Origin of the sequence: Poritiphilus flavus, from assembly GCF_009901585.1 — a bacterium.
Classification (GTDB): domain Bacteria; phylum Bacteroidota; class Bacteroidia; order Flavobacteriales; family Flavobacteriaceae; genus Poritiphilus; species Poritiphilus flavus.
Genome location: NZ_WXYO01000005.1, coordinates 441,332 through 464,500 on the forward strand (window position 1 = coordinate 441,332; position 23,169 = coordinate 464,500).

Here is a 23,169-nt window from a genome sequence, read left to right on the forward strand (position 1 = left end):
AAAGCTATAAGATTCTTAAATAGTTTTCCAGGCATCTCAAGAAGTCACATGATGTCGGAAAGTATTAGACCAGTGAAACTTGCATAGATTTAATTCCATTCGCGGTTGATTTCCGAAAGTTTAGTGCGCAAGAGGTCCAAAAGTTTGATGCTCTTGTTGCGCTTAATCTTATACTTAAAACACGACTTTAAAAATCCTATATTACACTATTAGTAAAAATGTAGTAGAAAGGCATTTATACAAAGCATTCTTTTGTTTATAAATTAAGATCCAATGTACAAAACGATATGGGTTAGAGGTCGGATGTTGCTTACAAGCACGTTGCTGGTTGGTATTTTAGTTGGACTGAATGGCTGCAAAAGGAACACAAAAGATTACAGTCATATCAGTTTTACATTATCTGAGGACCAATTAAAGGAATATGAGTATGATATTGACCATAAGGGCATCATTTCCGGTCTGAACAGTGAATCGATTCAAGTTGGAGAGAAAATCTATAAATCCAATTGCATTACTTGCCATGGAGATATGGAAGCTGATGGTTCTATTCCAACTTCATTAAAGTTCTGGTCCCAAGAATTTAAGGTTGGAAGTGACCCCTATTCCATGTACCAGGTCGTTACCCGAGGATTTCAAACTATGCCACCCCAGGTACTCATGACCCCAAAGGAGAAATACAGTGTAATCCAATACATTCAAAACAACTTTATAGAAAAACATAATAGGGAACAATTCGTCCGAATTGATGATACCTATTTAAATAGCCTTCCTAAAGGGTCCACCCAGGGCCCCGAATCTGACAACAACCAAGCATGGGCCTCCATGGACTATGGAGATTTTTTGATCAATACCTATGAATTGGCAGACAGTACTGCCTCAGAACGCAATATCAACAATAGACATAACCCCATTCCCGATGAAGATCTCTCCAATTCAAATTTTGCCTACAAAGGGATCGCTATACGGTTGGACAGAGGAGAAGGCGGGATAGCCGAGGGCAAATACTGGATGATTTTTGATCATGACCTGTTAAGAGTAGCTGGTGGTTGGTCTGGTGACGGCTTCATAGATTGGGAAAATATTTTGTTCAATGGAAAACACAATATTTACCCTCGTACGGTTGGCAAGCTTCATTTCAGCAATCCCATTTTACCGGGAGTTGCCCACCCACAGTCCAATACATTTGATGACCCCAGGTTCACCGCACGCGACAATAGAAAATTTGGGCCACTTCCCAAAGACTGGGGCAGATTAAAAGGGATTTACCATCATAACGATGATGTTGTGATCTCATATTTTGTGGGTGATGCCCAGATCCTGGAATTATTGGGATTGGAATTCGTTGATGGTCAACCAGTTTTCGTCCGAAACATCCATGTGACCAACACTTTCGACCATAATTTAAAACTTCACATTGCTCCAAAAAATATCACAGTTGCTGTCAAAGGTGAAGGAGCTGAACTACAAACTTTGAATGGGCAACATTATGTAGAAGTGGATGGAAATCAATTCAGAAAATTTAAGATCTATATAGCCCAACAAGGAACAATTTTGGACAAGCAGTGGGTCAATGACTCCCCATCGCCTCAAGAATTGTTAGAGCTTACAAAAGGAGGAAAAACCCGTTATCCGGAAGTATATCCCACGAAAGTCGCGACTTTTCAAGATCACGGAGCGTTCGAAACGCAAAAAATTACCGCTCCGGTGACCAACAAATGGAACAGTCGCCTACAATTGAGCGGCATCGATTTCTTTAAAGACTCAAGCAAAGCGGTGGTCTGTAGCGTAGGTGGGGATGTTTGGCTGTTGGAAGACCTTCTGAGCAACGATACGGTCACCTGGAGAAGAATTGCATCTGGTTTATTTCAGCCCTTGGGTATCAAGGTGGTTGATGAGGAAGTATTTGTGATATGTCGCGATCAGTTGGTAAAACTGGTCGATTTGAACGGAGATGGTGAAACGGATTATTACGCGAGTTTTAATAACGACCATCAAGTTACCGAACACTACCATGAATTTGCCATGGGACTTCAAATTGACCCCGAAGGCAACTTTTATTATGCAAAAAGCGGTAGACATGCCAGGGAAGCATTGGTCCCACAGCATGGCACATTATTAAAGGTGAGTCGTGACGGCACCTCCACTGAAATATTGGCCAATGGTCTTCGTGCAGCCAACGGTGTCTGCATAAACCCGGACGGGAGTTTTATGGTTACCGATCAAGAAGGGCATTGGAACCCTATGAACCGAATCAATTGGATAGACATAAACAAAAAAGATGGCTTCTACGGAAATATGTATGGTTATAATCCGCCAAAAGACTCTACTGATGCCGGAATGGTTCCACCTTTGGCCTGGGTAGACAAAAAATTGGATAGATCACCATCAGAATTGGTGTGGATAGATTCAGAAAAATGGGGGCCATTGAATGGCAGTCTTTTAAATCTTTCCTATGGATATGGTACCGTTTTGCTCGTGCCGCACAGCAAGGTAAATGGACAACTACAGGGCGGTTTGGTCCAGCTTCCCATCGTGCCATTTGAAACCGGTGTAATGAGAGGTAGATTCAATCCCTCTGACGGAAAATTATATGCCTGTGGAATGGCCGCGTGGGGTACTCAGCAATCGGTATTACCCGGAGGCCTTTACAGGGTAGGTTATACCGGGGAGCCCGTTTACGCCCCTCTCGATGTCATGATAACTGATAAAAGTATCATGTTGAAGTTTTCGGATGAACTCAACAAAACTTCCATCAAAAAAGACAACTTTGAAGTGAAGACCTGGGAATTGATTCGATCAAGAAAGTATGGCTCAGAGCACTATAATGAAAAGTCATTGCGTATAACCGATGTAAGACTACGGTCGGATAACAAGACCATTGTTTTGGATGTAAATGATCTGGAGCCCGTTTGGCAAATTGAAATATCGTATAACATCCAGGGAGCGTCCAACGAAAAGGTGGAGAATAAGATTCAATATACCCTGCATCACCTGGTAACGACCACCGATGTAACTTCAAAATAATAATGCCAAACGAGTTTAAGCCTTGGCTGTCAGGGACTTGAAGAATACAAAACCAAAACCGAGGAACAGCATAAAATGAAAAGGAAATAAACCGTAATCATTTAAGGGGATGGCGCTGTACATTCCGAAGAGGAAATACACCATCAGGGCAAATTCCAGTATCATATTGGGCGACAATTTCTTGGCCAGATACTTATTGCCTTTCCAACTGTCTGTAAGATTGTTGATATTGAATTTCGGGGTGCGAACGAATTCACTTCGTTTCCCCATATGGCCTTCAAGAACCGCGACACTATTGTGCAACGAAAAGCCGAGGGCCACAGAGAAAAAGGTAAAAAAGAGTTTTATATAATCGACGAAATTGTCAAAACTGCTTCCCTGTATACTCTTGTAGGTAAACCAATAGCAAATGAAAAGTATGATGGTACTGATGATGAAAAAGCTGGTCACCTCAAAAACCCAACCCAGGTGGCCGTAGATGTTTTTGATGTAAAGCATAGGGATGCTCAATACAGAAACGAGGAAAACACAGAGGAACATGGAACTGTTCAGCAGGTGCATTACCCCATGGAACTTGGTTTTTAGTGATATGTTCTTAGCCGAAATAACACTCCAAACGGATTTTCTAAAGTTTTCAGCCCCTCCCTTATTCCATCGGAACTGCTGAGAACGGGCCGCACTGATCACTACAGGCAATTCCGCAGGGGTTTCCACGTCTTCCAGGTATTTGAATTTCCAGTTCTTCAGTTGCGCGCGGTAGCTTAGATCCAGGTCTTCAGTAAGGGTATCTCCTTCCCAGTTACCGGCATCTAAAATGCACTGCTTACGCCAGATGCCTGCCGTACCGTTAAAGTTGATAAAGTGTCCTTTGGAGTTTCTTCCTACCTGTTCCAGGGTAAAGTGTGCATCCAAAGCGAATGCCTGAATCCTGGTCAGGGTAGAATAATCGCGGTTGATATGCCCCCAACGGGTCTGTACTACCCCAATTTCTTCGTCTTTGAAGTAGATCACTGTCTTTTTAAGCCAATCGGGATCAGGAAGGAAATCAGCATCAAAGATGGCAATGAAGTCGCCCTTGGCGATATTCAATCCTTCTTTAAGAGCTCCTGCTTTAAAGCCTTCCCTGTTCTCGCGACGTATGTGTTGGATATCCAGACCGGTTGCCTGAAGCGCTTTTACCCTTTCCGCGGTTTCCACTACGGAATCGTCTGTGGAATCGTCCAGTACCTGGATTTCCAGTTTGCTCTTTGGATACTCGATCTTGGCTATATTGTCCAGCAACCGCTCTACTACATATTTTTCATTGTAGATAGGAAGTTGTATGGTTACAAACGGAATTTCTTTAGGGTCTAAGAGATTGAATTTTGGAGCAACTTCGTTCCTTTTTTTCTGACCCAAATAGTTTACCAGAAGGTTCAATTGAGCCAAACTGTAAAAGAAGATCAATAATAATGCAACTGTGTAGATTGCAATGATGATGTAAGCAATTGTTAGTCCCATATTATTTTAAGCTGTATTTAAATATCCACCCCAATATTTTTACGCCTGCAAATATACTACCTTTTACGGTTCCAGATACCTTAGACACCCCAATTCTTTTTTTGTAATGTACTGGTACTTCGATATATGTCAGTTTCCTTTTAATCGCTTTCAGCTGCATTTCCACTGTCCAGCCGTAGGTCTTGTCCTCCATTTCCAGTGTTAACAACTTCTCATATTTTATTGCTCTAAACGGCCCAAGATCGGTAAATGTTGCCCTAAAAAGCAATTTCATGAGAAAGGTAGCCAGCCAATTCCCAAAAACCTGTTGGGGCGTCATGGACCCTGCTTCCCTGAATTCCGGTACCCTGGCCCCTACAACAAAATCAATTCCTTCGTCTAAGATCGGAGCCACCAATTTGGTCAGCTCCTCAGGGTAATCGGAATAGTCTCCGTCGATAAATACGATGATATCCGGCTTTTTGGATTGTTTGGCAACATATTCCATGCCCTTAAGGCAGGCATATCCGTAACCTTTTCGGTCTTCGGATAGTACGGTAGCCCCTGCATTCGTTGCATTTTTTATCGTATCGTCCGTGGAATTGTTGCTGACTACAATTATTTCAGAGACCGTATCAGGAATATCCTGTATTACCTTCGCAATAGAATCCGCTTCGTTAAAAGCTGGAATAATAACCTTTATATCCGCCATTATTTTAAATCGGACAATTTGTTTTCCTTTTTAAAGCTACTAAAGGTATACCATTCCTTGATTCTTTTTCCATTAGAATATTTTACCGCAGAGTTGAGTTTCTCATCCTTATACTTCAGGCAATAGCCGTTTTTCTTCCCATTGCTCAGCTGGCATTTGTGATTGACACGGCCATTTTCATCATAAAAAAGCCACCAATCCGCCTTTTTGCCGTTTTTGTAATGGCCTTCGCTGGATAACTTTCCGTTATCCTCATAGAAATACCAATAATTCTCCCGTTGATTATTCTTGTAATGCCCTTTTTGAGCGATGGCGCCATTGGGGTGATAGTGTTTCCAATAATCGGACTTTTCACCCATCTTTAGCCAGCCTTCGGACTTCAATTCCCCGTTTTGGTAGTAATCCCTGTGGTATAATTTCAAAGCGTCTAAGTCCTCTGCCAGGGGAAGCAGGAGAAATAGGAACCCGAAAAGCGCTTTGAGGACCATGACCTTTTTTTAGGTATGTCGCAAAACTTTGCCTCAGCTAACAGATTATTTTTTATTTACGAGGGTCATCAGGTCCACATCGTTTCCGAGTAAGATCTGGTTGCCATCAATCCTGCCTTTGAGCGGGCCGTTTTCCAGTTTAAGAACCCCTCTTGGGCAGACCGCAGAACAGATCCCACATCCCACACAACTTGAGCGTACGATGTTTTCGCCTTTCTGCGCATATGCTCTTACATCGATTCCCATTTCGCAATAGGTAGAGCAATTGCCGCAGCTAATACACTGACCGCCATTGGTGGTGATTCTAAACCTGGAGAAAAGCCGCTGCTGGAATCCTAGAATGGCTGCCATAGGGCATCCGAAACGGCACCAGACCCTGTTTCCGAAGACCGGGTAGAAGCCTGTCCCAATTACCCCGGAGAAAATACTGCCGATAAGAAATCCGTAAGACTTTCTGAGGGTCTCAGATTTGAATAAGAATATATTGTTGTCGCCACTAAAATAGTGGAAGCCTATTAGCGCCATGATTATAATAAAATACCCGATAGCCCCATACTTTGCATCTTTCTTGAATTCATCCCGCTTAAAAACCATTACCAGGACAAAAATCACGGTGATCAAACTGGCCACACCGATCAGGAAAGTACTTTTTGTAAGCCAGTATTTGCTGGTATCGTTACCGAGATAGGAGTAGATCACTGCCGTGGTCATCAATGTAACAAATACCACTACACTGTGAACCACCCATCTTTCTACCTTCCAAGCGGACAACCTTTTATCACTTAAATGCCTGAAGGGGTCCCCGGCGGTCTCTGCCAGGCCTCCGCATCCACAAACCCAGGAGCAATACCAGCGTTTGCCGTAGCGGAAGGTAAGAATAGGGGAGATCACAAAAATGGAGAGCACTCCGAATATCAGCATTGCCAGGCCAATATCGCCTGCATCTATAAAAGCATTAATGCGATAACGTTCAAAATTGTAATAGTTTAACGGCCAGACGTTTTTGAGGTCGTAATACGGCAGCTTTCCGTTAAGCCTGGCCATGATCTCCGGAATGAGAAAGGCGAATGCGGTTTGAAAGAACATCACACTGATGGTCCTGATCACCTCGTATCGGTTATGCCTGTACTTCCAGATAAACTTTACCCCAAAGGCCAAAATGGCCACGGTATACAAAGTGCCATATACAAACCATTGACTGGCAGGATTACCGCTGAGCAATCGGCTTAAGGGATCGAATAGGCCAATAACCCCGGTATTGCCACCACGTGGTGTCAGGCCAAGGTATTCCGGAAAAAAATAGAGTACAATATAAAATCCCGTAAGGGCCACCCCTGCGATCCAACCCCAGAGTCCGGCTGAGGAGATCGACTTGAACCAAACTCCATCGTTCTTAATGCCCTTGTGTTTGCTGGAATACGCCTCTTTGGAGAACCAGACCGTGCCCACGGCAATGGCGAACAAAGAAAAGCTAAGCCACAGGCCTTTATTCGGAAAATCTACATTAAAGGATGCCAAAAGCATTACGAACAATCCGGACAATCCCAGTAGGGTCGCTATTCGCTGATTCCTGGAAAGGCTTACTGGTGGTTGACCGGTAAGGGCCATGCTTTTATCATATGTACTCATAGTAATTTCTTTTAATTGCTTAATAAACTGATGGTGTTTTGCCGGATCAGGCGCTGGCAAAGATTCGTTTCCAGCTTTTTTTACGGGCTTTTATTTGTGTTCCTAGTTGAGTGTTAAAGGCAGAGACGATCTCCTCTTCGTATTTGGAATAGAATTCCGGATCAAAATTGGCGTCTTTCAGGTATTCCATGACGTGCTCAACGGAACGTTTTTCATTCAGCCAGCGATCAAAGGTCTCGTGGCGCATGCGGATCCCGAAAGTGTTGATCCCCAAAAATTCTTTGGTGTCTTTGTGATACGAAATGGTAATACAAAGCTTTTCTGTGGAGTGCCTCCAGTGGAATTGCTCTTCATAATCCTTTCTTCCCCTGGCGCTAAAGACCCAGCCGTAGGTCTGATACTCGATATCGAGAAACTTGGCTGAATTGAACCAGTGACCGGGTTTGTACTGAATGCGATTCCCACAGATGGTCTGGGCGACGGTTTCCCCCATCATCCGACCGGTATACCAAACCGCTTCTATGGGGCGACGGTTTCCAATGGCCTCGTGCTGTTCGGCACAATCCCCTATAGCGTAAACTCCATCGATATTCGTCTCCAGGTAGCGGTTCACTTTTACACCTCTTCCCAGCTCAATTCCGGAGTCTTTCAGGAAGTTTATATTCGGTGAAACACCAGGGGTAATACCAACCATATTACAGTCGATGGTATCTCCCTTATCTGTAGTAACAGCTCTTACCCTTCCGTTTTCGTCCGGAAGGATCTCGACGAGATTGGTATCCAACCTGAGATCTATATGGTGTTCCAGTATATGTTCGTTGATCATTTTAGATTCGCCATCCGGCAATACGCCATCCCAAAAATTCTTTTCCCGGACCAGGAAGGTAACCGGGATATCCCGGCTCCTCAACATTTCTGCCAATTCTATACCAATTAGGCCTCCTCCTACGATCACAGCTCTTTTGCAGATGTCCTTATTGGGGGCGTTTACCTCCAGCAGGTCCAGGTCTTGCTTGGAATACAGACCCTGTACCCCGTGAAGATCCTGTCCCGGCCAACCAAATTTGTTCGGTTTGGATCCGGTGGCGATGATCAGCTTATCGTATTGGAATACTCTGGAGTTTTCCAGTAGTACCTCTTTTTTCTCAACATCTACCTGGGTAACATAACCGCGAACCAATTCAATTCGGTTCTTATCCCAAAACCAATCTTCGTAGGGCTTAATGTGTTCGTATTTCATATGCCCCATATAAACATACATCAGTGCGGTACGGGAGAAGAAATGGTCCGTCTCTGCTGAGATCATAATGATCCTCTTATCAGACATTTTTCGGATGTGCCTGGCAGCAGATACCCCGGCAATACCATTTCCTATAATGATAATGTTTTCCATGTTGATTGAAAAGTTGATGTGGTTTCTGTCGATCTTAAAGATAAGAACTTAACATTTAGAATCAATTTAGAATAAATATAAATACCTTGACTTTTGTAAGGTTTTGCAGCACTTTTCGAACGTCTAATGCATTGATTTAGAAAGTCTTAAATAAATCATAAATTTGCCCCCTTTTTGTAGGGGATCAAAAATTAATGCGACCTAGGCGGCATTGAAACACTAACAAATCGCATAGCATGAAAAATCTAGTATTTGTATTCGCAATAATGATCTCAGGCCTTATGACCTCAGTTCAGGCTCAAGGCACTTCGGAATTTTTTACCAAGGCAGACAGCTTTTTTAAGACGTACGTAAAGGATGGGCGTGTAGCTTATAAGGATATCAAAGCAAAGCCTGCTGAACTTGATGAATTGCTGCGGATGGCACAGGGGATATCGGTCTCTGAAAATGATGCCGCCAATTATCAGGCTTTCTGGATCAACAGTTACAACCTTTTGGTTATCAAGGGAATTGTAGATAATTACCCGGTAAAATCACCCCTGGATATCGGTGGTTTTTTTGACAAAAAGAAATACGAAATAGGAGGAACGAGTACAACCCTTAACGATCTGGAAAACAAATTGCTTCGGGCGAGATTCCCTAAAGAACCCAGGTTTCACTTTGTACTGGTATGTGCCGGTCTGGGTTGCCCTCCGATCATCAGTCAGGCCTATTTGCCAAACACCCTGGACGATCAACTTCAAACCCAAACAAAGAAAGCCCTGAACGACCCCAACTTTATCAGGGTGAACAAGAACAAAGTCAAGATCTCACAGATCTTTGAATGGTATAATGAAGACTTTGTACAGGATGGCCAGGACCTGGTAAGCTTTATCAATAAATACAAAGAAGACAAATTACCTGAAAAGGCGAAGGTTTCCTACTATACCTACGACTGGACTCTCAACGACCGCTAAAAAAATACTTAATCACTTAAATTCTAAAAAATGAAAACGATCTCAAGAGGACTCCTAATGTTGGGAGTATTTCTAGCCCCTTTTATGGGTTCTTCCCAGGACAACACGGGCAATGATCCTCAACCTCAAAGTAACATACAGCAATACACCCCTTCCAAACTGATCGGTAAAGGGCAGTGGGACCTCAAATGGTTCAACAACCTCTATACCCAGACAGAAAGTACCTTTACAGATGGTCGGGAACGGAGGCAGACCTTTTTTACTTCCACCCTGGAGGCTTATACCGGTATTGGAAATAACAAGCGGTGGAACATTGGAGGAATCCTCAGATTTCGTTCAAATGTGGTTAATGACAGGAGCGCTTTGGATGTATTCAGTTTTGACGGAGAAGAAGGCACAGCCAGATCCGGGTTAACAGCAATTGCGCCTTCCGTAAAATTTGTGCCTATTGCTTCCCTGAGTAATTTTTCCATTCAGAGTTCGCTGTTTATCCCATTGATCGACAACGAAACGGAAAACGATGTCTTTTTGGAGCAAAATGGTTTTGTATGGCAGAACCGGCTATTTTACGATTACACTTTCCCCGGAAATAAATGGCAGTTATTTTCAGAGCTGACCACCGAACTTAATTTTGGAGATGAGGACAAGAGCTTTGCCAACAACAGTCTGAATCTGAACCCTGGATTGTTCCTAAGTTATTTTCCGAGTTCTAAGTTCACCGTACTTGTGCTGGCACAACACTCCCAACGCATTGATCTGGGGAACAATTTTGCCCAGGATTTTACGGCTCTTGGAGGAGGTGCCAAATATCAGTTGACGGACGAATTGAACATTGAAGCCCTTTATACCAATTTTGTACGTGGTAGCAATACCGGCCTGGGAGAAACATTTAACATTGGATTACGCGCTATTTTTTAGCACAAATCGATAAATACCTTATTTTAGAAGTCTTAAACCACTTGCAATGCGAAGGTTAGGACTTCTTTTTTTATGCCTTTTGCAATTTTCCTGTACGAGTCAGGTTATGGAGAAGATCAATGGGGTGAGTTTTGTGGCCTCGCGGAACAAGGCGCTACAGACTCATGTAGATGAGGTTATGAGGATAAACGCCAATCACGCTGCTGTGATGCCGTTTGGGTTTATCCGCGACATTCATTCGCCGGAGATCATTTTTGATACGGACCGTCAGTGGTTCGGAGAGACCAAGCAAGGTGCCAAACAGTATATTGAGATGCTCCATAAAAACAATATTGAGGTAATGCTTAAGCCTCAGATCTGGATATGGAGGGGAGAGTTTACCGGTACCCTGATCATGAAATCCGAAGAGGACTGGAAGACCCTGGAAGAATCCTATGACAAGTTTATGCTTACCTATGCCAGGGTGGCCCAGGAAACTAATGTGGCGGTACTTTGCATTGGTACTGAGCTGGAGAAATTTGTAATTAACAGGCCTGAATACTGGAAAGGACTGATCAATAAGATACGGGCGATCTACAAGGGTAAGCTAACTTATGCCGCCAACTGGGATGAATACAAACGCACCCCCTTCTGGGAAGCTCTGGATTATATTGGGATCGATGCTTATTTCCCGCTGTCCGAATCAAAAACACCCTCTGTAGAAGAACTGAAAGCGGGATGGAAACCCTGGAAAGAGAAGATAGCGTTACTTGCTAAAAAGGTAGGTAAGCCGGTGCTTTTTACTGAGTTTGGGTATCGCAGCATGGATTATACTGCCAAAAAACCCTGGCTTGTAGACGAAAATGAGGAAAGGGTTAATCTCAATGCCCAGGCCAATGCGAAACGGGCCATATTTGAAGAGTTCTGGAAGGAGGATTGGTTCGCCGGGGGCTATGTCTGGAAATGGTTTATAGATCACAAAAGAGTTGGAGGAGCCCAGGATAATAGATTTACTCCTCAGAATAAACCTGCCCAGGAAATCATAAAGAAATACTACAGTTCCTATTGAGTTGCATTTTCCTGAATTGAATTTGTAATTGTGAACTTTCTGTTAGCTGAATGCCCTATCTTTAAGCGGTTAAAATTTTAACCTGCTGTGATAAAGAAACTTCCTCTTCTGTGCTTGCTGTGTTGTGCTACCTGGAGTTTCTCCCAGGACGGTCGGATACTAGACGTAAAGATCCAGGGAAACAAGCGCCTTAAAACATCATTCATCAAAAATCTGGTTAGGGTAAAACCGGGGATGGAGTTAGATTCCACTATGCTGAACCAGGATGTGGAAAGATTGAAACGCTTACCCTCTGTCTCACACGCCTATTTCCAGGTTTTTTCGTCCATAGATGGCATGCATAATGTCTTTTACAATGTGGAAGAGAATTTTACGCTTATCCCCTTCGCCAATGTCTACACTTCTACCAACGATGAGTTCGCTTTTAGAGTGGGTCTTCAGGAGTTTAATTTTTTAGGCAGGAATATTACCCTTGGAGGATTTTATCAGTACGACATATTTAACTCCTACGGCATAAATATCAGGGCGCCTTATTTATTCAGCAATAAGTTGGGTATGGAGGTCAATTACAAGGATTTTACCACCCAGGAACCTGTCTTTTTCGAGGACACCACGGCAGACTACCGCTACAACAACAAAGGATTTGAGGTACTGGGGATCTATGAACCGAACTTTAAAAACAGGTTTGAATTGGGATATAGCTGGTTTACTGAAGACTATCAATATCTATTTGGTTTTACCAGCCCGGAGGTGCCGCAGCAACTCAACGTAGACAAATCTCTGTTCAAGCTGATCTACAATTACGACAACATCAGTTATTACTACCAGTACTTATCTGGTTTTAGGAGTACACTGAATTTCCAATATGTGATCAGTACGGATATACAGCTTCCGGAGTTCCTGATCGGCTTCAACGATTTTGTATACTTTAAACGTGTGGGCAAAAAGGGCAATTGGGCCAACAGATTGCGCCTTGGACTGGCCAGTAATGTAGATTCTCCTTTCGCCCCCTTTACCGTGGATAACAATTTGAATATCCGAGGTGTGGGGAACACCATCGACAGGGGCACAGGAGCCATCGTACTAAATACTGAATACCGGCATACCTGGATAGACAAAGACTGGTTCGTGCTGCAAAGTAATATCTTCATTGATGGGGGTTCCTGGAGGAATCCTGGCGGAGATTTTAGTGATTTTGGGGATGATCAGAACATTCGGGTTTATCCCGGTTTGGGACTGCGGTTCATTCACAAAAGGATCTTTAATGCTGTTTTTCGTATTGATTATGGCTACGGGATAACTAAGGAAGCCAGCCGGGGAATAGTTTTTGGTATAGGACAATACTTCTAAAAGACCAGGGACGAAAACCATCTGCCGATTGTTGAATACTCCGTTAATTAATTCTGGAAATTGCCGTGTTTGCGGTTGTTGTGTTCTCTAATTTTGTGGGATATATGCACAATTTTAGGCATTGTTTTTGAGTTTATAAGATAGAACCGTTTCCTTAAACTATGAACACTATATCTATGAAGCGGAGATGCGCCTCGCTTCTCTTCCCAATTTTTCTTTTTCCTCTTTTCGGAGCCTTCTCTCAGGATTCCTTACCCGCTGTAGTGGCCGAGAAAGGTGACGGGATATATTCGCTGTTGCGAAAACAAGGGGTGAACCCCTATGAGTTATACGACGATTTTGTGGAATTGAATCGGGAGAATCTCAGGGATAGCATCCACCTATACGAGGGAAAGTCCTATTTAATACCTACCGCGGAACTCGATACCTTAGACAAGGCAGGGTCAGAGGTCAAAGTAGCAACAGAAACAAGGCCTGTTAAGGGAATCGCTTATCCGATCTTTGGGGATGAACACGCCATAGTGGAGCCTAAGAGTACCCGCCTTCAGGGAACTGTTTATTATGTGATCGCGGGCCACGGAGGTCCGGATCCCGGTGCTGTCACTAATTATGTAGGTAAGCAGATCTCTGAAGATGAATACGCCTATGATATTAGCCTGCGCCTCGCCAAAGAACTGCTTTCCCACGGGGCAATGGTATACGTAATTATTCGCGATCCGAATGACGGTATCAGGGACGAACGCATACTGGAAATGGATAAGGACGAGGTCACTTACCCTAACAAAGCCATCCCATTAAACCACAAGGCACGCCTGGATCAGCGGGTGAAAGCGGTAAACAAATTATACATGAAGCACAAGGGCAAACACCAACGCCTGATCGTGACACATGTGGACAGCCGGAGTAAAGGCCAGAATATCGATGTGTTCTTTTACCATCACGAAAACAGCAAAAGTGGTAAGAAACTGGCAGAGAGTATTCATAAAACCTTTGAGCTTAAATACCGGAAATACCAGCCCAATAGAACGTATACCGGAACTTTTAGTGATCGCAGTAATTTGTACCTGGTTAGAAAGACCCTTCCCGCCATGGCTTATATAGAAATTGGTAACATCAACAACAAAAAGGACCAACGCCGCATTCTGGACCCGGACAATCGGCAGGCCCTGGCCAAGTGGATCAGCGAGGGAGCCTTATTGGATTACGAGAAAAATAATCCCACCAGAACTACCCGCTAATACCAGGCTGTCATATGTACTTTGCCCCTTTTATTCCGGTTTGTTGAATATGGATCTGTCAATCTCCTGGTTGAACTTAATATTCGTCCAATTGGTGGTGATCCATTCGTCTCCTTTTACATTTCCGTCCCAATCCGCTTTGATGTATTTCCGCTTGCTCGGAATTTGGATCCCATCAACGGTTTCGTATTCCATGACCATTAGGCTGGGTTCGGCTATTCCAAAGCCCATTACGGTAAAGAGGAACTGATCTATCCGCTTGGTTTCTTTGTTGATGTAAAGGACGTAAGTGTCCTGGGCATCTCCTACGTTTTCGCCATAACTGATGCGCACCAGTTCATAGTCTTTTCCATTGACTTTCTTAGTTCCCAAATGTTCGTAATTGATGCCATCGTCCAGTAGTTTAAAGAACATACTAAACCAGTAGTAATTTGTTTTGCGAATAAATCTCGAAAAATTATTTGCCTGTTCGTTATCCGAAAGTTGCCCGTTTACGGTAACCCAGGCTTCATTCCCGTCAAAGCCTTCCACCACCTTCTCCCCCTCAGGAGCTGTCATGGTGTGCGCACTGTAGACCGCGTGAGACAATTCTCCATTGAAGACATAGGTCTCATGCGCTATCAGCGTTAGGGGAAGAATTCCGTTTTGGTATTCGTAGTCATAGCTGACATTTTTAAGGCGATAAAAGTTTTTCTTCCCGCCTACGGTCTCTATCATTTCCGTAACCAATTGTTTAGCATCCTGTGCGCTGACGGCAATAGGTACAAATGCGAGGATCAATACTAATATTCCGGTTATTGTTTTCATTGTTTGTGGATTAAAGTGATGTTTTTTTGTTGTGAAGGTAGTCGTAAATGGAGCTAAAATCTTTCTCGGCGTACCCACTTTGTTTGGCAAGAGCATAAACCTCCTTGGCCAGGTTAAGTGAAGGCATGGCCACGCCCTGCTCATAGGCAGTATTGCTCACAAGCTGCAGGTCTTTTTGTAGCCATTGCAGGGGAAAATTGGCTTCGTAATCGCCGCTTTCGAATTTGGGCCGTACCAGGCTGAGGTAAGGAGCCGCAACAGGAGTGTTTAAAAGCACATCAAAAAGAGTCTTCCCGGGAAGCCCCATTTCTTTGCCCAGGACCAGGGCCTCAGCGAAGGCCAGCATGGATTGTCCCAAGAGGAGGTTGATCAGCATTTTCATATCCGAGCCCTGAGCGGATTCACCCAGGTGTAGTATTTTCCGTCCCATGACTTCCAATAAGGGTCTCACTCGGGACAGGTCCTCTGGCTCTGCGCCAACAAGGAATAGCAGTTCCCCCTTCTCCGCAGGGCCTTTTGTACCAGCCACAGGAGCGTCAACGTAGCTAATTTCTTTTTCCGCTGCCCGCATTTTCAATTCCCGGCTAAGGGATGGGTTTATCGTACTGCAATTCACCCAAATCGCCCCGGCTTTTATATCGCTTAAAAAACCATTGGCACCTACAGCCAGATCGCTGACCACCTCTGGAGTGGATAACATGCTAATAACAATATTCCGACCCTTTACCGCTTTGTTGGCATCATCAGCCCATTTTGCGCCCTTATCCAGTAGATTTTGTCCTTTATCTTTTGTCCTGTTGTGAATGACAAGTTGATATCCCGCATTCTGTAAATTGGCGGCCATCCTACTGCCCATAATGCCTAATCCTATAAAAGCAATTGTATCCATATCTTTATTTTTTAGCAAAATTGATGTATTTGGAAAGGCTAAAATGAGGGCTAAGAATAAAACTGGTGGTTTTCGGTCAGATTCTTAAATGAACATATTTTTTCTGTACTGCAGTTGGAATTGTTTTGGAGAACTGCCGTACTTTTTGTGAAAGGCCTTGATAAAATGCGATATGTTCTCGTAGCCTACAGCCAGCTTTACCTCGTTGACAGACAGTGTGGAATGTCTCAGGAGCGAGGCTGCTTTCCTGAGTCTCTTTTCAATTAACCACTGCTTGGGAGAACTGTGAAACCTTCGCTTAAAATCGCGTTGGAAGGTAGAGATGCTTCTTCCGGTCAGATAGGCGTAGTCTTTTATGTCCAACGGCTTGTCATAGTGTTCGTCCATGAAGGCCTTCAGGCTTTTTTTGTTCCTTTTTTTGAGGGCTTTCAGCCTGTTTACAAAGTCTTCTCCCTGAGGGGACAGGCTTAGCAGGTGAAGCAACTCCAGAAGTTTGGGAGTGGTAAACTGATGGTGGTTCTTTCCCCGATAAAGAGCGCTAAGATTGTCTGCAAACAAGCGAAGGTCATCATTGTGAGGGATAAGCAGTAGTTCCCCGGAAGCTTTATCAACATCAGGATCAAAACGTTCCAGAAAAGTATCTGTCAGCGTTTCGTCAAAGAAAAAGACCATCGCTTCAAAGAATTCATCCTGAGGGATGATATCCGAGATCATATACAGGCCTTTCGGAATAAATACGAAGTGGTTCTTAGGAACACGGAGCAGTTGACCATCCACCGCCTCCACTTGCAGGCTGCCGTTGCGGACATAGGTAAGGGCATGAGCGGCAAGATAGCGTTCGTTCTGAAGATCTGCCTGGCTTACCTTTTTCAGGATCACAGCCGAAAGGCCGTCTACCAGGACTTTTTCAATATTAGGGTGTTGATAGAATGCTTGAGGGACAACTTTCATCAAAAGCTAAATTGCAGATTTTGAACCAAAACAAATGGCGCTTTTTTCTAAAAGTAACGATTTTAGGTCAGAACCGCTATGCCTGACCTGAGTTAAAGGATATTTCTGCGATAATACTGATACAGTTGCTCCGGACCGGCGCCTAAAAAATTCTTCAGGTGAATGATCCCAAAGTGGTATTGCAGTTTTACCAGACCCATTTTTTCGTATTTACGTGCTGAGGTCCTGACGTGCTGAGGCAAAATGGTAAAAACCGTCATTTTATAGAGTCGGCCTATGAATTCGTTGTCTTCGTAGATCACATATTCCTCATTAAATCCACTTGCTTCCTCAAAAAGTTTTGCAGTGATAAACAGGGATTGATCTCCACCACGGCAAATGCGGTAATTTATTCGGCTAAACCAGGAGAAAAAACGCAGGAACCTGCTCTTGTGATCAAATTTCATCCGAAAACAGCCTGCTTCCAGACCGTTTTGCACGGCTTCTGCAATGCGTTTATCGAAATTACGTGGAGGGAAAGTATCCGCATGCAGGAAATACAGAACTTCTCCGGTGGCGTGTTTGGCCCCGAAGTTCATTTGCTTTGCACGGCCTTTATTGGAGTGGAGTACACTTACACCATGATTTAGGGCAACTGTAACAGTGTTATCGGAACTACCCCCATCTACCACGATAATCTCCTTTACGAAATTCAGGGACTGTGCTTTTAGATGTTGCAGCAGGCTACCGATATGGGTTTCCTCATTGAGGACGGGGATAATAATACTAATATGCTGAAAACTTCTTTGCTTCATTCAAACTCCAATCGTACTTTAAATACTCTATTTTGGTTTTAGGTTGAATAGGGCCGCTGCCGTTTGCCTCCAGATAATCGATCAGGGTGCCGGATGCTGTAAAGTCCTTCTTATACCATTTAAAGATCTCCGAAAGTTGCAGCGTGTCTTCACCGATCACATTCCGACTCTTATCTTCAATGAAAGAACGTGTTACCTCTGCAAGTTGTTGTTCCATCTTCCCTGAGGTAAAGGCCTCGTTTAGAAGTTTCGGACAAGAATAGGAGGCACAATTGATCGCAAAATGAATTCGCGGCTCTCCCATTTTACGGAGGATCTTATGTTCAATCTGACCAAGGGAGATCTTGCGGTCTCCAAGCTGAATCCACTTGGTAGCCCAGGGCGCTTTAATTTCTTTAATGCTGGAAACGGGATAATTGTCCAAAATTAGCTTTACCGTTGCAGCATTGTAAAGGTTGATGTAAAAGGCCAGTCGCTCATTGGCGGAAGCCGTTTCCGCCGGCTCGTTGGCTCCAAGGTATTTCAAATAATCCGTTAAAGCCGGAAGGTCTTCTTTGAACTTGGTATACACCACGTTCCCGTCCGCGCTGACGTATTTCTTTAGAAGTTTGTCCCAGGCTGTATGATCCAATTCTTCTGTCGCCTGGGCATTAGCGGGCATTTCCCAGGAATATGCCGCTTCCGATCCGGGCAGGAAACTCAAAAAAGCCATTAGTACAAGAAGAATTCGCATCTTTTTATCTATTAAATACTTAATTGATCAGTAGCTTCCGACTTAACAACAGCCTCCGCCGTTGTAGTGCCAGGTACTTTCACTGATATGGATCTCATCGCTCTCTTTTGCCAGGGCCGCGGCGGTCTTATCGCAAACAGCAAGCGGCTGGTTCTGCAAAAGAACGTGTCCCTTATTATCGTCAAAGTATTCCTTATCCCCATAGTATATGGCGGTCTTTCCCGTAAATACGCAGGGACCGTCTTCCGGCATCGGATCTTTGATCGCGGCGATCTCTATAGATTCTATATGAACCAGTTCGTCCGTAGGATAGTGGTTCGGAGAGAGCACCCGGTAAGACCTTCTGGCCCGTATTTCTATGGTACCGAAACCAGCATCCGTCAGTACTTTGATGTAATCCTTAACGGGGATACTTCCGCTAAGGCAAAGTGCGCGAAGCCTGTCGTTATTTCTCAAAGTATCGTTCATAGGCTGCTCGCAGACCGGATCACTCATAACGAGTCTGCCGTGTGGCTTTAAGACCCGGTACATTTCTGAAACAGCTTTTCTCAGATCTTCCATCTTAAAAATGTTGAAGAGGCAGTTCTGGGCTGCAACGTCTATACTTTCATCCTCTATAGGAAGATTAAGCGCATCTCCCTTGACCAATTTTACAAAATCACTTTTGAACCAGTCATTCTCCTGTTCTGCTATTTCAAAATTCCTTCGGGAGGCTTCCAGCATTTCCGGAACGCTGTCTACCCCGGTAACCCCACCGGCCTGTCTTGAAAAATAAGCGAATTGAAGCAACTCCATGCCACCTCCCACACCAACATATAAGATCCTGGGATCGTTTACAAGGTCCTGAGCGGAAACTGTACTTCCACATCCGTAATTCATTTGCTGCATGATCTTCGGAATGGACAGGCCGGGGAACTGCCAAACCGGGCTGGTCGTACAGCAGAGGCCTACATCGGGGGTAAGCGCTGCTTCTTTGTATAAGGTGTTTGTCGCTTCTAAATAACTCATAGTGTCTTTATTAATTCTTTGAATAGTTTGATCATTTTGGGCTCTGTTTGCTCGGCGATTGCAATAATCTCCTGAATATTAATGGGTTCCAGATTGTCAGGATCACATTCATCGGTTAGCACGGAAACCGCTACTATTGGTAGTCGTAAATGATTGGCAACAATTACTTCCGGCACTGTACTCATTCCAACAGCATCAGCCCCGAGTACCTTCAGCATACGGTATTCCGCCTTGGTTTCCAATTGCGGACCGACCACTGACACATAGACCCCTTTTCTCAGTGTAATCTGCTCTTGTTCGGCAATTTCCTCAATACGCTTACGCATTTCCGGGTCGTAGGGTTCACTCATATCCACAAATCGATCTCCAAACTCCGCCACATTCTTAAACGCCAGTGGTGAACCTCCCTGCAGGTTGATATGGTCTTCGATCAGCATCATATCCCCTTTTTTGTAGCTGAGGTTGATAGCACCGGCGGCGTTAGAAATGAAGAGTTTTTGGATTCCCAGCATATGCATCACCCGAATTGGATAGGTAACATCGGTATGGTCATAACCTTCATAAAGGTGAAATCTGCCCTGCATCACCACCACCTTTTTTCCCTCCAGTTTACCATAGATCAGTTTTCCGGAGTGGAATTCTACGGTGGCCAGCGGAAAGAAGGGGATGTGGTTGTAATGGGCTTCTATCGGATCTTTGATCTCGTGTACCATTTTACCCAGGCCGGTACCCAGAACAATACCGATCTCAGGAGAGTCAAATCCTCTGTTCTTCAGGTATGTAGTGGATTCTTCAAGTTGTTTTTGCGTAAGCATAATGAATTATTTCAAAAAGGGTTTAAATGCCGGATTGTCTTTGATGTCTTCAAAGACGTCTATGTCGTTACGGGGTTCCAGTAATTTTACACTTTTCCCCTCCAGGTCTTTCAGGGTATCTGAAAGTACGGTTTCTGATCCCCAGGCCTTGTGCTGAAAAACTTCAGGGCTGAAGACCCGCATGCCAAAAAGGTAATACCCCCCATCCACGGCAGGACCCAGCACATAATCATATTCCCTGAGTAGATCGAAAGCTTTTTCAAGGTCTTCCTGGGAAAGGTCGTACATATCACTACCGATGATCATTACCCGCTCAAATCCGCTCTCAAAACCCGATTGAAAGGCGTGGTGCATCCGTTTTCCAAGGTCTGCCCCCACCTGCACTTTCTTGGTGAATCTTGAATTGTCCCAGATATCATTTTCTGCAATGCTTTCAGAGTAGTGAACTTCCCTGGCAACATTTAATTCCTTAGTGATTTCAAAAGTATGTCGCAAAAGAAATTCATATATATTCAAAGCTGCCTGGTCTCCAACGGTAGCGGCAAGGCGGGTCTTGACTTTTCCAAGTTTGGGATTTCGGGTAAAGATCAGTAGCAGGTCTTTCATTGCTACGGTATTCAGGTGAATGGACTGGGGGTCTTTCTTGTCTTCGTGGGGGTTTACAATATGCAAGGAATCGAGGGTTTTAAATTAGCCGGGGTCTTTTCACTGCCAAAATTAAAAATTTCGTGAAAAGCGTAAACTTCCTGTTCAAAACTTTAGTCGGGATAAACTTTCTCCCCTTTCTTTAGCAATTTGCCCCAGTATTCATCAAAGGCGTGTACCTTTTCGGTTTGCATGCCTTTGCGATCGTAAACTGGAAGTTCCTTGTTCTTCCATTCAAAAATACCTCCGTAAAGATTTCGGACGTTTTCATAACCCAGTACTTTTAGTGTATCGCCAATCACTTCTGAACGCACTCCAACGGAGCAATAGACGATCAGTTCTTTCTTCTTGTCCTTGATCTTCCTACTCACCCTGCCGGCCTTGAAGTCTTCATAGCCAACCCAAATGGCATTTTTAAGACGGCTTACGCGGAATTCCTCTTTGCTCCTGGTATCCAAAAGTACTGGCTCGTCTATTTTGGCCAATTCTTCCACTGAGATATAGGGTATGGAATTTTTATTCAGTGTTTCCAGAGTTTCCTTAATGGTTTCCTGACCAGAAACACCGGTAATAAAAATACCTAAGAGCAATACGATAAGACGAAGGCGAAAATACATGGTATTAAGGTAATGAAACTCCCATAAATTGAAGGTAAAAGGATTTTTCAAGGAACGAAAATAAAAGTATTTTTATCAAAATCCGTTTTAAGTATGGAAACTGTTAAGAAAGGTTGTATTTTTTGCGCCGTTTTAATAACGTTGATGGGGTGTAAGAACAAAGACATGAATAAGTCAGGAGACGAAGTTGCTGTTATAGATTCGATGAGGTACCGGGAAGCCTACCGGCCACAATTCCATTTTTCTCCGGAAGAGAAATGGATGAACGATCCCAACGGACTGGTATACTACGACGGGACTTACCATTTGTTCTATCAGTATTACCCCGGAGATATTGTGTGGGGACCCATGCACTGGGGCCATGCGGTAAGCAAGGATATGGTATACTGGGAACACCGGCCCATCGCCTTATTCCCGGATGAGCACGGCCTTATTTTTTCCGGCAGCGCGGTAGTAGACTATGAAAATACTTCGGGATTTGGCACCGCAGACAAGCCTCCTATGGTCGCCATTTTTACCTATCACAATATGGAAGGGGAGCAGGAAGGGCGTTCGGATTTCCAGACCCAGGGAATCGCGTATAGCCTGGACAAAGGCGCTACCTGGACCAAATATCAGGACAATCCTGTTATAGGTAATGAAGCGGGTATCAGGGATTTCAGGGACCCGAAAGTTTTTTGGCATGCGGATTCTTCCAGTTGGATCATGGTCCTGGTAGCAGGAGATCACGCGAAGTTCTATCGTTCCGAAAATCTGAGAGAATGGGAATACCTGAGCGATTTTGGCAAGGATGTTGGCGCCCATGGCGGGGTATGGGAATGCCCGGATCTTTTTGCGATGAAAGACGAGGAGACCGGGGAGGAAAAATGGGTATTGCTAATAAGTATTAATCCGGGAGCTCCTAACGGAGGTAGTGGCACCCAATATTTTATAGGAAATTTTAACGGCACGCAATTTACTTCCAATCAAAAAGACACACGTTGGCTGGATTGGGGTACGGACAACTACGCCGGGGTCACCTATAACAATCTTCCGGATGAGGAGCGCTTGTTTATCGGATGGATGAGCAATTGGGACTATGCCCGGGATACGCCAACTGAAAATTGGCGTAGCGCTATGACCTTACCCAGGAATCTGCGACTTTTGAAAAAAGGCGATCGCTTTATAGTTGCCAGCAGTCCTGTGGAGAATTTTGGTACCATCCTAAAGCGCGAAGTACAGGAATCCGTTCAATTAGCTTCCGAAGCATCAAAAACCATAACATTCGATAATCTGAACCAGGCTGAGGTTCGTTTTTCGACTTCAGGGGATTTCGTATTGAAATTTAAAAATTCCCTGGAGGAAGAACTGGTCCTGACCCTGGATAGCGATAAAAACCTTTTCCTGTTGGACCGTGTCGCTTCGGGCAAGACGGCATTCAAAGAGAATTTTGCCGACAAAATTCAGCAAATGCCGGTTGCTGATTTAGGGGATGCTCCTGCCACTTTCAGGATACTGATGGATTGGTCTTCCATAGAAGTTTTTATCAATGACGGAGAGTACGTGATGACGGCGCAGCTCTTTCCTAATGAACCCTATACTGAATTGGAGATCCGGAATCCATCGGAAGAAGATCTGGATATCCCGGACCTGGAGATCAGCAGGGCTGAGACGATTTGGTAGTAAATAAGGGTTG

At 44.2% G+C, this 23,169-nt stretch carries 21 protein-coding genes; 7 read left to right on the forward strand and 14 right to left on the reverse strand.

Annotated features, from left to right (window positions below):
• The first annotated feature begins 273 nt into the window (after positions 1–273).
• On the forward strand, positions 274–3,024 hold the full coding sequence (locus GTQ38_RS12220) for a DUF6797 domain-containing protein (protein ID WP_161435807.1): 2,751 nt from the start codon (positions 274–276) through the stop codon (positions 3,022–3,024).
• Between the two features lie 15 nt (positions 3,025–3,039).
• Here the strand turns inward: GTQ38_RS12220 and GTQ38_RS12225 are convergent, their stop codons facing one another.
• Genes GTQ38_RS12225 through GTQ38_RS12245 form a run of 5 tightly spaced genes read right to left on the reverse strand, consistent with a single transcriptional unit; the run spans position 3,040 to position 8,725 of the window.
• Complete coding sequence (locus tag GTQ38_RS12225) at positions 3,040–4,524, reverse strand: cellulose synthase family protein (RefSeq protein WP_161435808.1); 1,485 nt, start codon at positions 4,522–4,524, stop codon at positions 3,040–3,042.
• 1 nt (position 4,525) lies between these two features.
• Positions 4,526–5,215, reverse strand: coding sequence for a glycosyltransferase family 2 protein (locus GTQ38_RS12230; protein WP_161435809.1), 690 nt, complete (start codon positions 5,213–5,215; stop codon positions 4,526–4,528).
• Positions 5,215–5,703, reverse strand: coding sequence for a toxin-antitoxin system YwqK family antitoxin (locus tag GTQ38_RS12235; protein WP_161435810.1), 489 nt, complete (start codon positions 5,701–5,703; stop codon positions 5,215–5,217). The genes GTQ38_RS12230 and GTQ38_RS12235 overlap by 1 nt, the downstream gene beginning before the upstream one ends.
• Before the next feature lie 45 nt (positions 5,704–5,748).
• Positions 5,749–7,332 carry a 4Fe-4S binding protein gene (locus GTQ38_RS12240; protein ID WP_161435811.1) on the reverse strand — a complete coding sequence of 528 codons (1,584 nt, stop codon included), beginning with the start codon at positions 7,330–7,332 and terminating at the stop codon, positions 5,749–5,751.
• Positions 7,333–7,378: 46 nt separating this feature from the next.
• On the reverse strand, positions 7,379–8,725 hold the full coding sequence (locus GTQ38_RS12245; protein WP_161435812.1) for an NAD(P)/FAD-dependent oxidoreductase: 1,347 nt from the start codon (positions 8,723–8,725) through the stop codon (positions 7,379–7,381).
• Between the two features lie 236 nt (positions 8,726–8,961).
• On the opposite strand from GTQ38_RS12245, the gene GTQ38_RS12250 reads away from it, so the two are divergent.
• From GTQ38_RS12250 to GTQ38_RS12270, 5 genes are all read left to right on the forward strand, one after another.
• Positions 8,962–9,681: a DUF547 domain-containing protein gene (locus GTQ38_RS12250; protein WP_161435813.1), complete on the forward strand. Its 720-nt coding sequence runs from the start codon at positions 8,962–8,964 to the stop codon at positions 9,679–9,681.
• Between the two features lie 30 nt (positions 9,682–9,711).
• Entirely contained in the window at positions 9,712–10,599 is an 888-nt protein-coding gene (locus GTQ38_RS12255) for a hypothetical protein (RefSeq protein WP_161435814.1), read from the forward strand.
• A 46-nt stretch (positions 10,600–10,645) separates the two neighbouring features.
• Complete coding sequence (locus GTQ38_RS12260) at positions 10,646–11,647, forward strand: glycoside hydrolase family 113 (RefSeq protein ID WP_161435815.1); 1,002 nt, start codon at positions 10,646–10,648, stop codon at positions 11,645–11,647.
• Between the two features lie 87 nt (positions 11,648–11,734).
• Positions 11,735–12,997 carry a POTRA domain-containing protein gene (locus tag GTQ38_RS12265; RefSeq protein WP_394350968.1) on the forward strand — a complete coding sequence of 421 codons (1,263 nt, stop codon included), beginning with the start codon at positions 11,735–11,737 and terminating at the stop codon, positions 12,995–12,997.
• Between the two features lie 176 nt (positions 12,998–13,173).
• Positions 13,174–14,235: an N-acetylmuramoyl-L-alanine amidase family protein gene (locus tag GTQ38_RS12270; RefSeq protein ID WP_161435816.1), complete on the forward strand. Its 1,062-nt coding sequence runs from the start codon at positions 13,174–13,176 to the stop codon at positions 14,233–14,235.
• A gap of 30 nt (positions 14,236–14,265) precedes the next feature.
• Here GTQ38_RS12270 and GTQ38_RS12275 read toward each other — a convergent pair whose 3' ends face one another.
• The 9 genes from GTQ38_RS12275 to GTQ38_RS12315 form a co-directional block, all read right to left on the reverse strand.
• A complete protein-coding gene (locus tag GTQ38_RS12275) occupies positions 14,266–15,042 on the reverse strand; it encodes an outer membrane lipoprotein-sorting protein (RefSeq protein WP_161435817.1) in 777 nt (258 codons plus the stop codon).
• Between the two features lie 10 nt (positions 15,043–15,052).
• Entirely contained in the window at positions 15,053–15,931 is an 879-nt protein-coding gene (locus GTQ38_RS12280) for an NAD(P)-dependent oxidoreductase (RefSeq protein ID WP_161435818.1), read from the reverse strand.
• A gap of 84 nt (positions 15,932–16,015) precedes the next feature.
• A complete protein-coding gene (locus tag GTQ38_RS12285) occupies positions 16,016–16,882 on the reverse strand; it encodes a helix-turn-helix domain-containing protein (protein ID WP_161435819.1) in 867 nt (288 codons plus the stop codon).
• Between the two features lie 92 nt (positions 16,883–16,974).
• Positions 16,975–17,676 (reverse strand): TIGR04283 family arsenosugar biosynthesis glycosyltransferase, encoded by a 702-nt coding sequence (locus tag GTQ38_RS12290; RefSeq protein ID WP_161435820.1) that lies wholly within the window; start codon positions 17,674–17,676, stop codon positions 16,975–16,977.
• Positions 17,648–18,409 (reverse strand): DUF547 domain-containing protein, encoded by a 762-nt coding sequence (locus GTQ38_RS12295; protein WP_161435821.1) that lies wholly within the window; start codon positions 18,407–18,409, stop codon positions 17,648–17,650. The genes GTQ38_RS12290 and GTQ38_RS12295 overlap by 29 nt, the downstream gene beginning before the upstream one ends.
• 42 nt (positions 18,410–18,451) lie before the next feature.
• Positions 18,452–19,417, reverse strand: coding sequence for an arsenosugar biosynthesis arsenite methyltransferase ArsM (gene arsM / locus GTQ38_RS12300; protein ID WP_161435822.1), 966 nt, complete (start codon positions 19,415–19,417; stop codon positions 18,452–18,454).
• Positions 19,414–20,232 (reverse strand): purine-nucleoside phosphorylase, encoded by an 819-nt coding sequence (locus tag GTQ38_RS12305; RefSeq protein ID WP_161435823.1) that lies wholly within the window; start codon positions 20,230–20,232, stop codon positions 19,414–19,416. The genes arsM and GTQ38_RS12305 overlap by 4 nt, the downstream gene beginning before the upstream one ends.
• Before the next feature lie 6 nt (positions 20,233–20,238).
• A complete protein-coding gene (locus tag GTQ38_RS12310) occupies positions 20,239–20,904 on the reverse strand; it encodes a TIGR04282 family arsenosugar biosynthesis glycosyltransferase (protein ID WP_317169071.1) in 666 nt (221 codons plus the stop codon).
• An 86-nt stretch (positions 20,905–20,990) separates the two neighbouring features.
• The gene (locus GTQ38_RS12315) at positions 20,991–21,545 is read right to left on the reverse strand and encodes a rhodanese-like domain-containing protein (RefSeq protein WP_238857911.1); all 555 of its coding nucleotides are present in this window, start codon (positions 21,543–21,545) and stop codon (positions 20,991–20,993) included.
• Between the two features lie 114 nt (positions 21,546–21,659).
• On the opposite strand from GTQ38_RS12315, the gene GTQ38_RS12320 reads away from it, so the two are divergent.
• Positions 21,660–23,156 carry a glycoside hydrolase family 32 protein gene (locus GTQ38_RS12320; RefSeq protein ID WP_238857912.1) on the forward strand — a complete coding sequence of 499 codons (1,497 nt, stop codon included), beginning with the start codon at positions 21,660–21,662 and terminating at the stop codon, positions 23,154–23,156.
• The last annotated feature ends 13 nt before the right edge of the window (positions 23,157–23,169 follow it).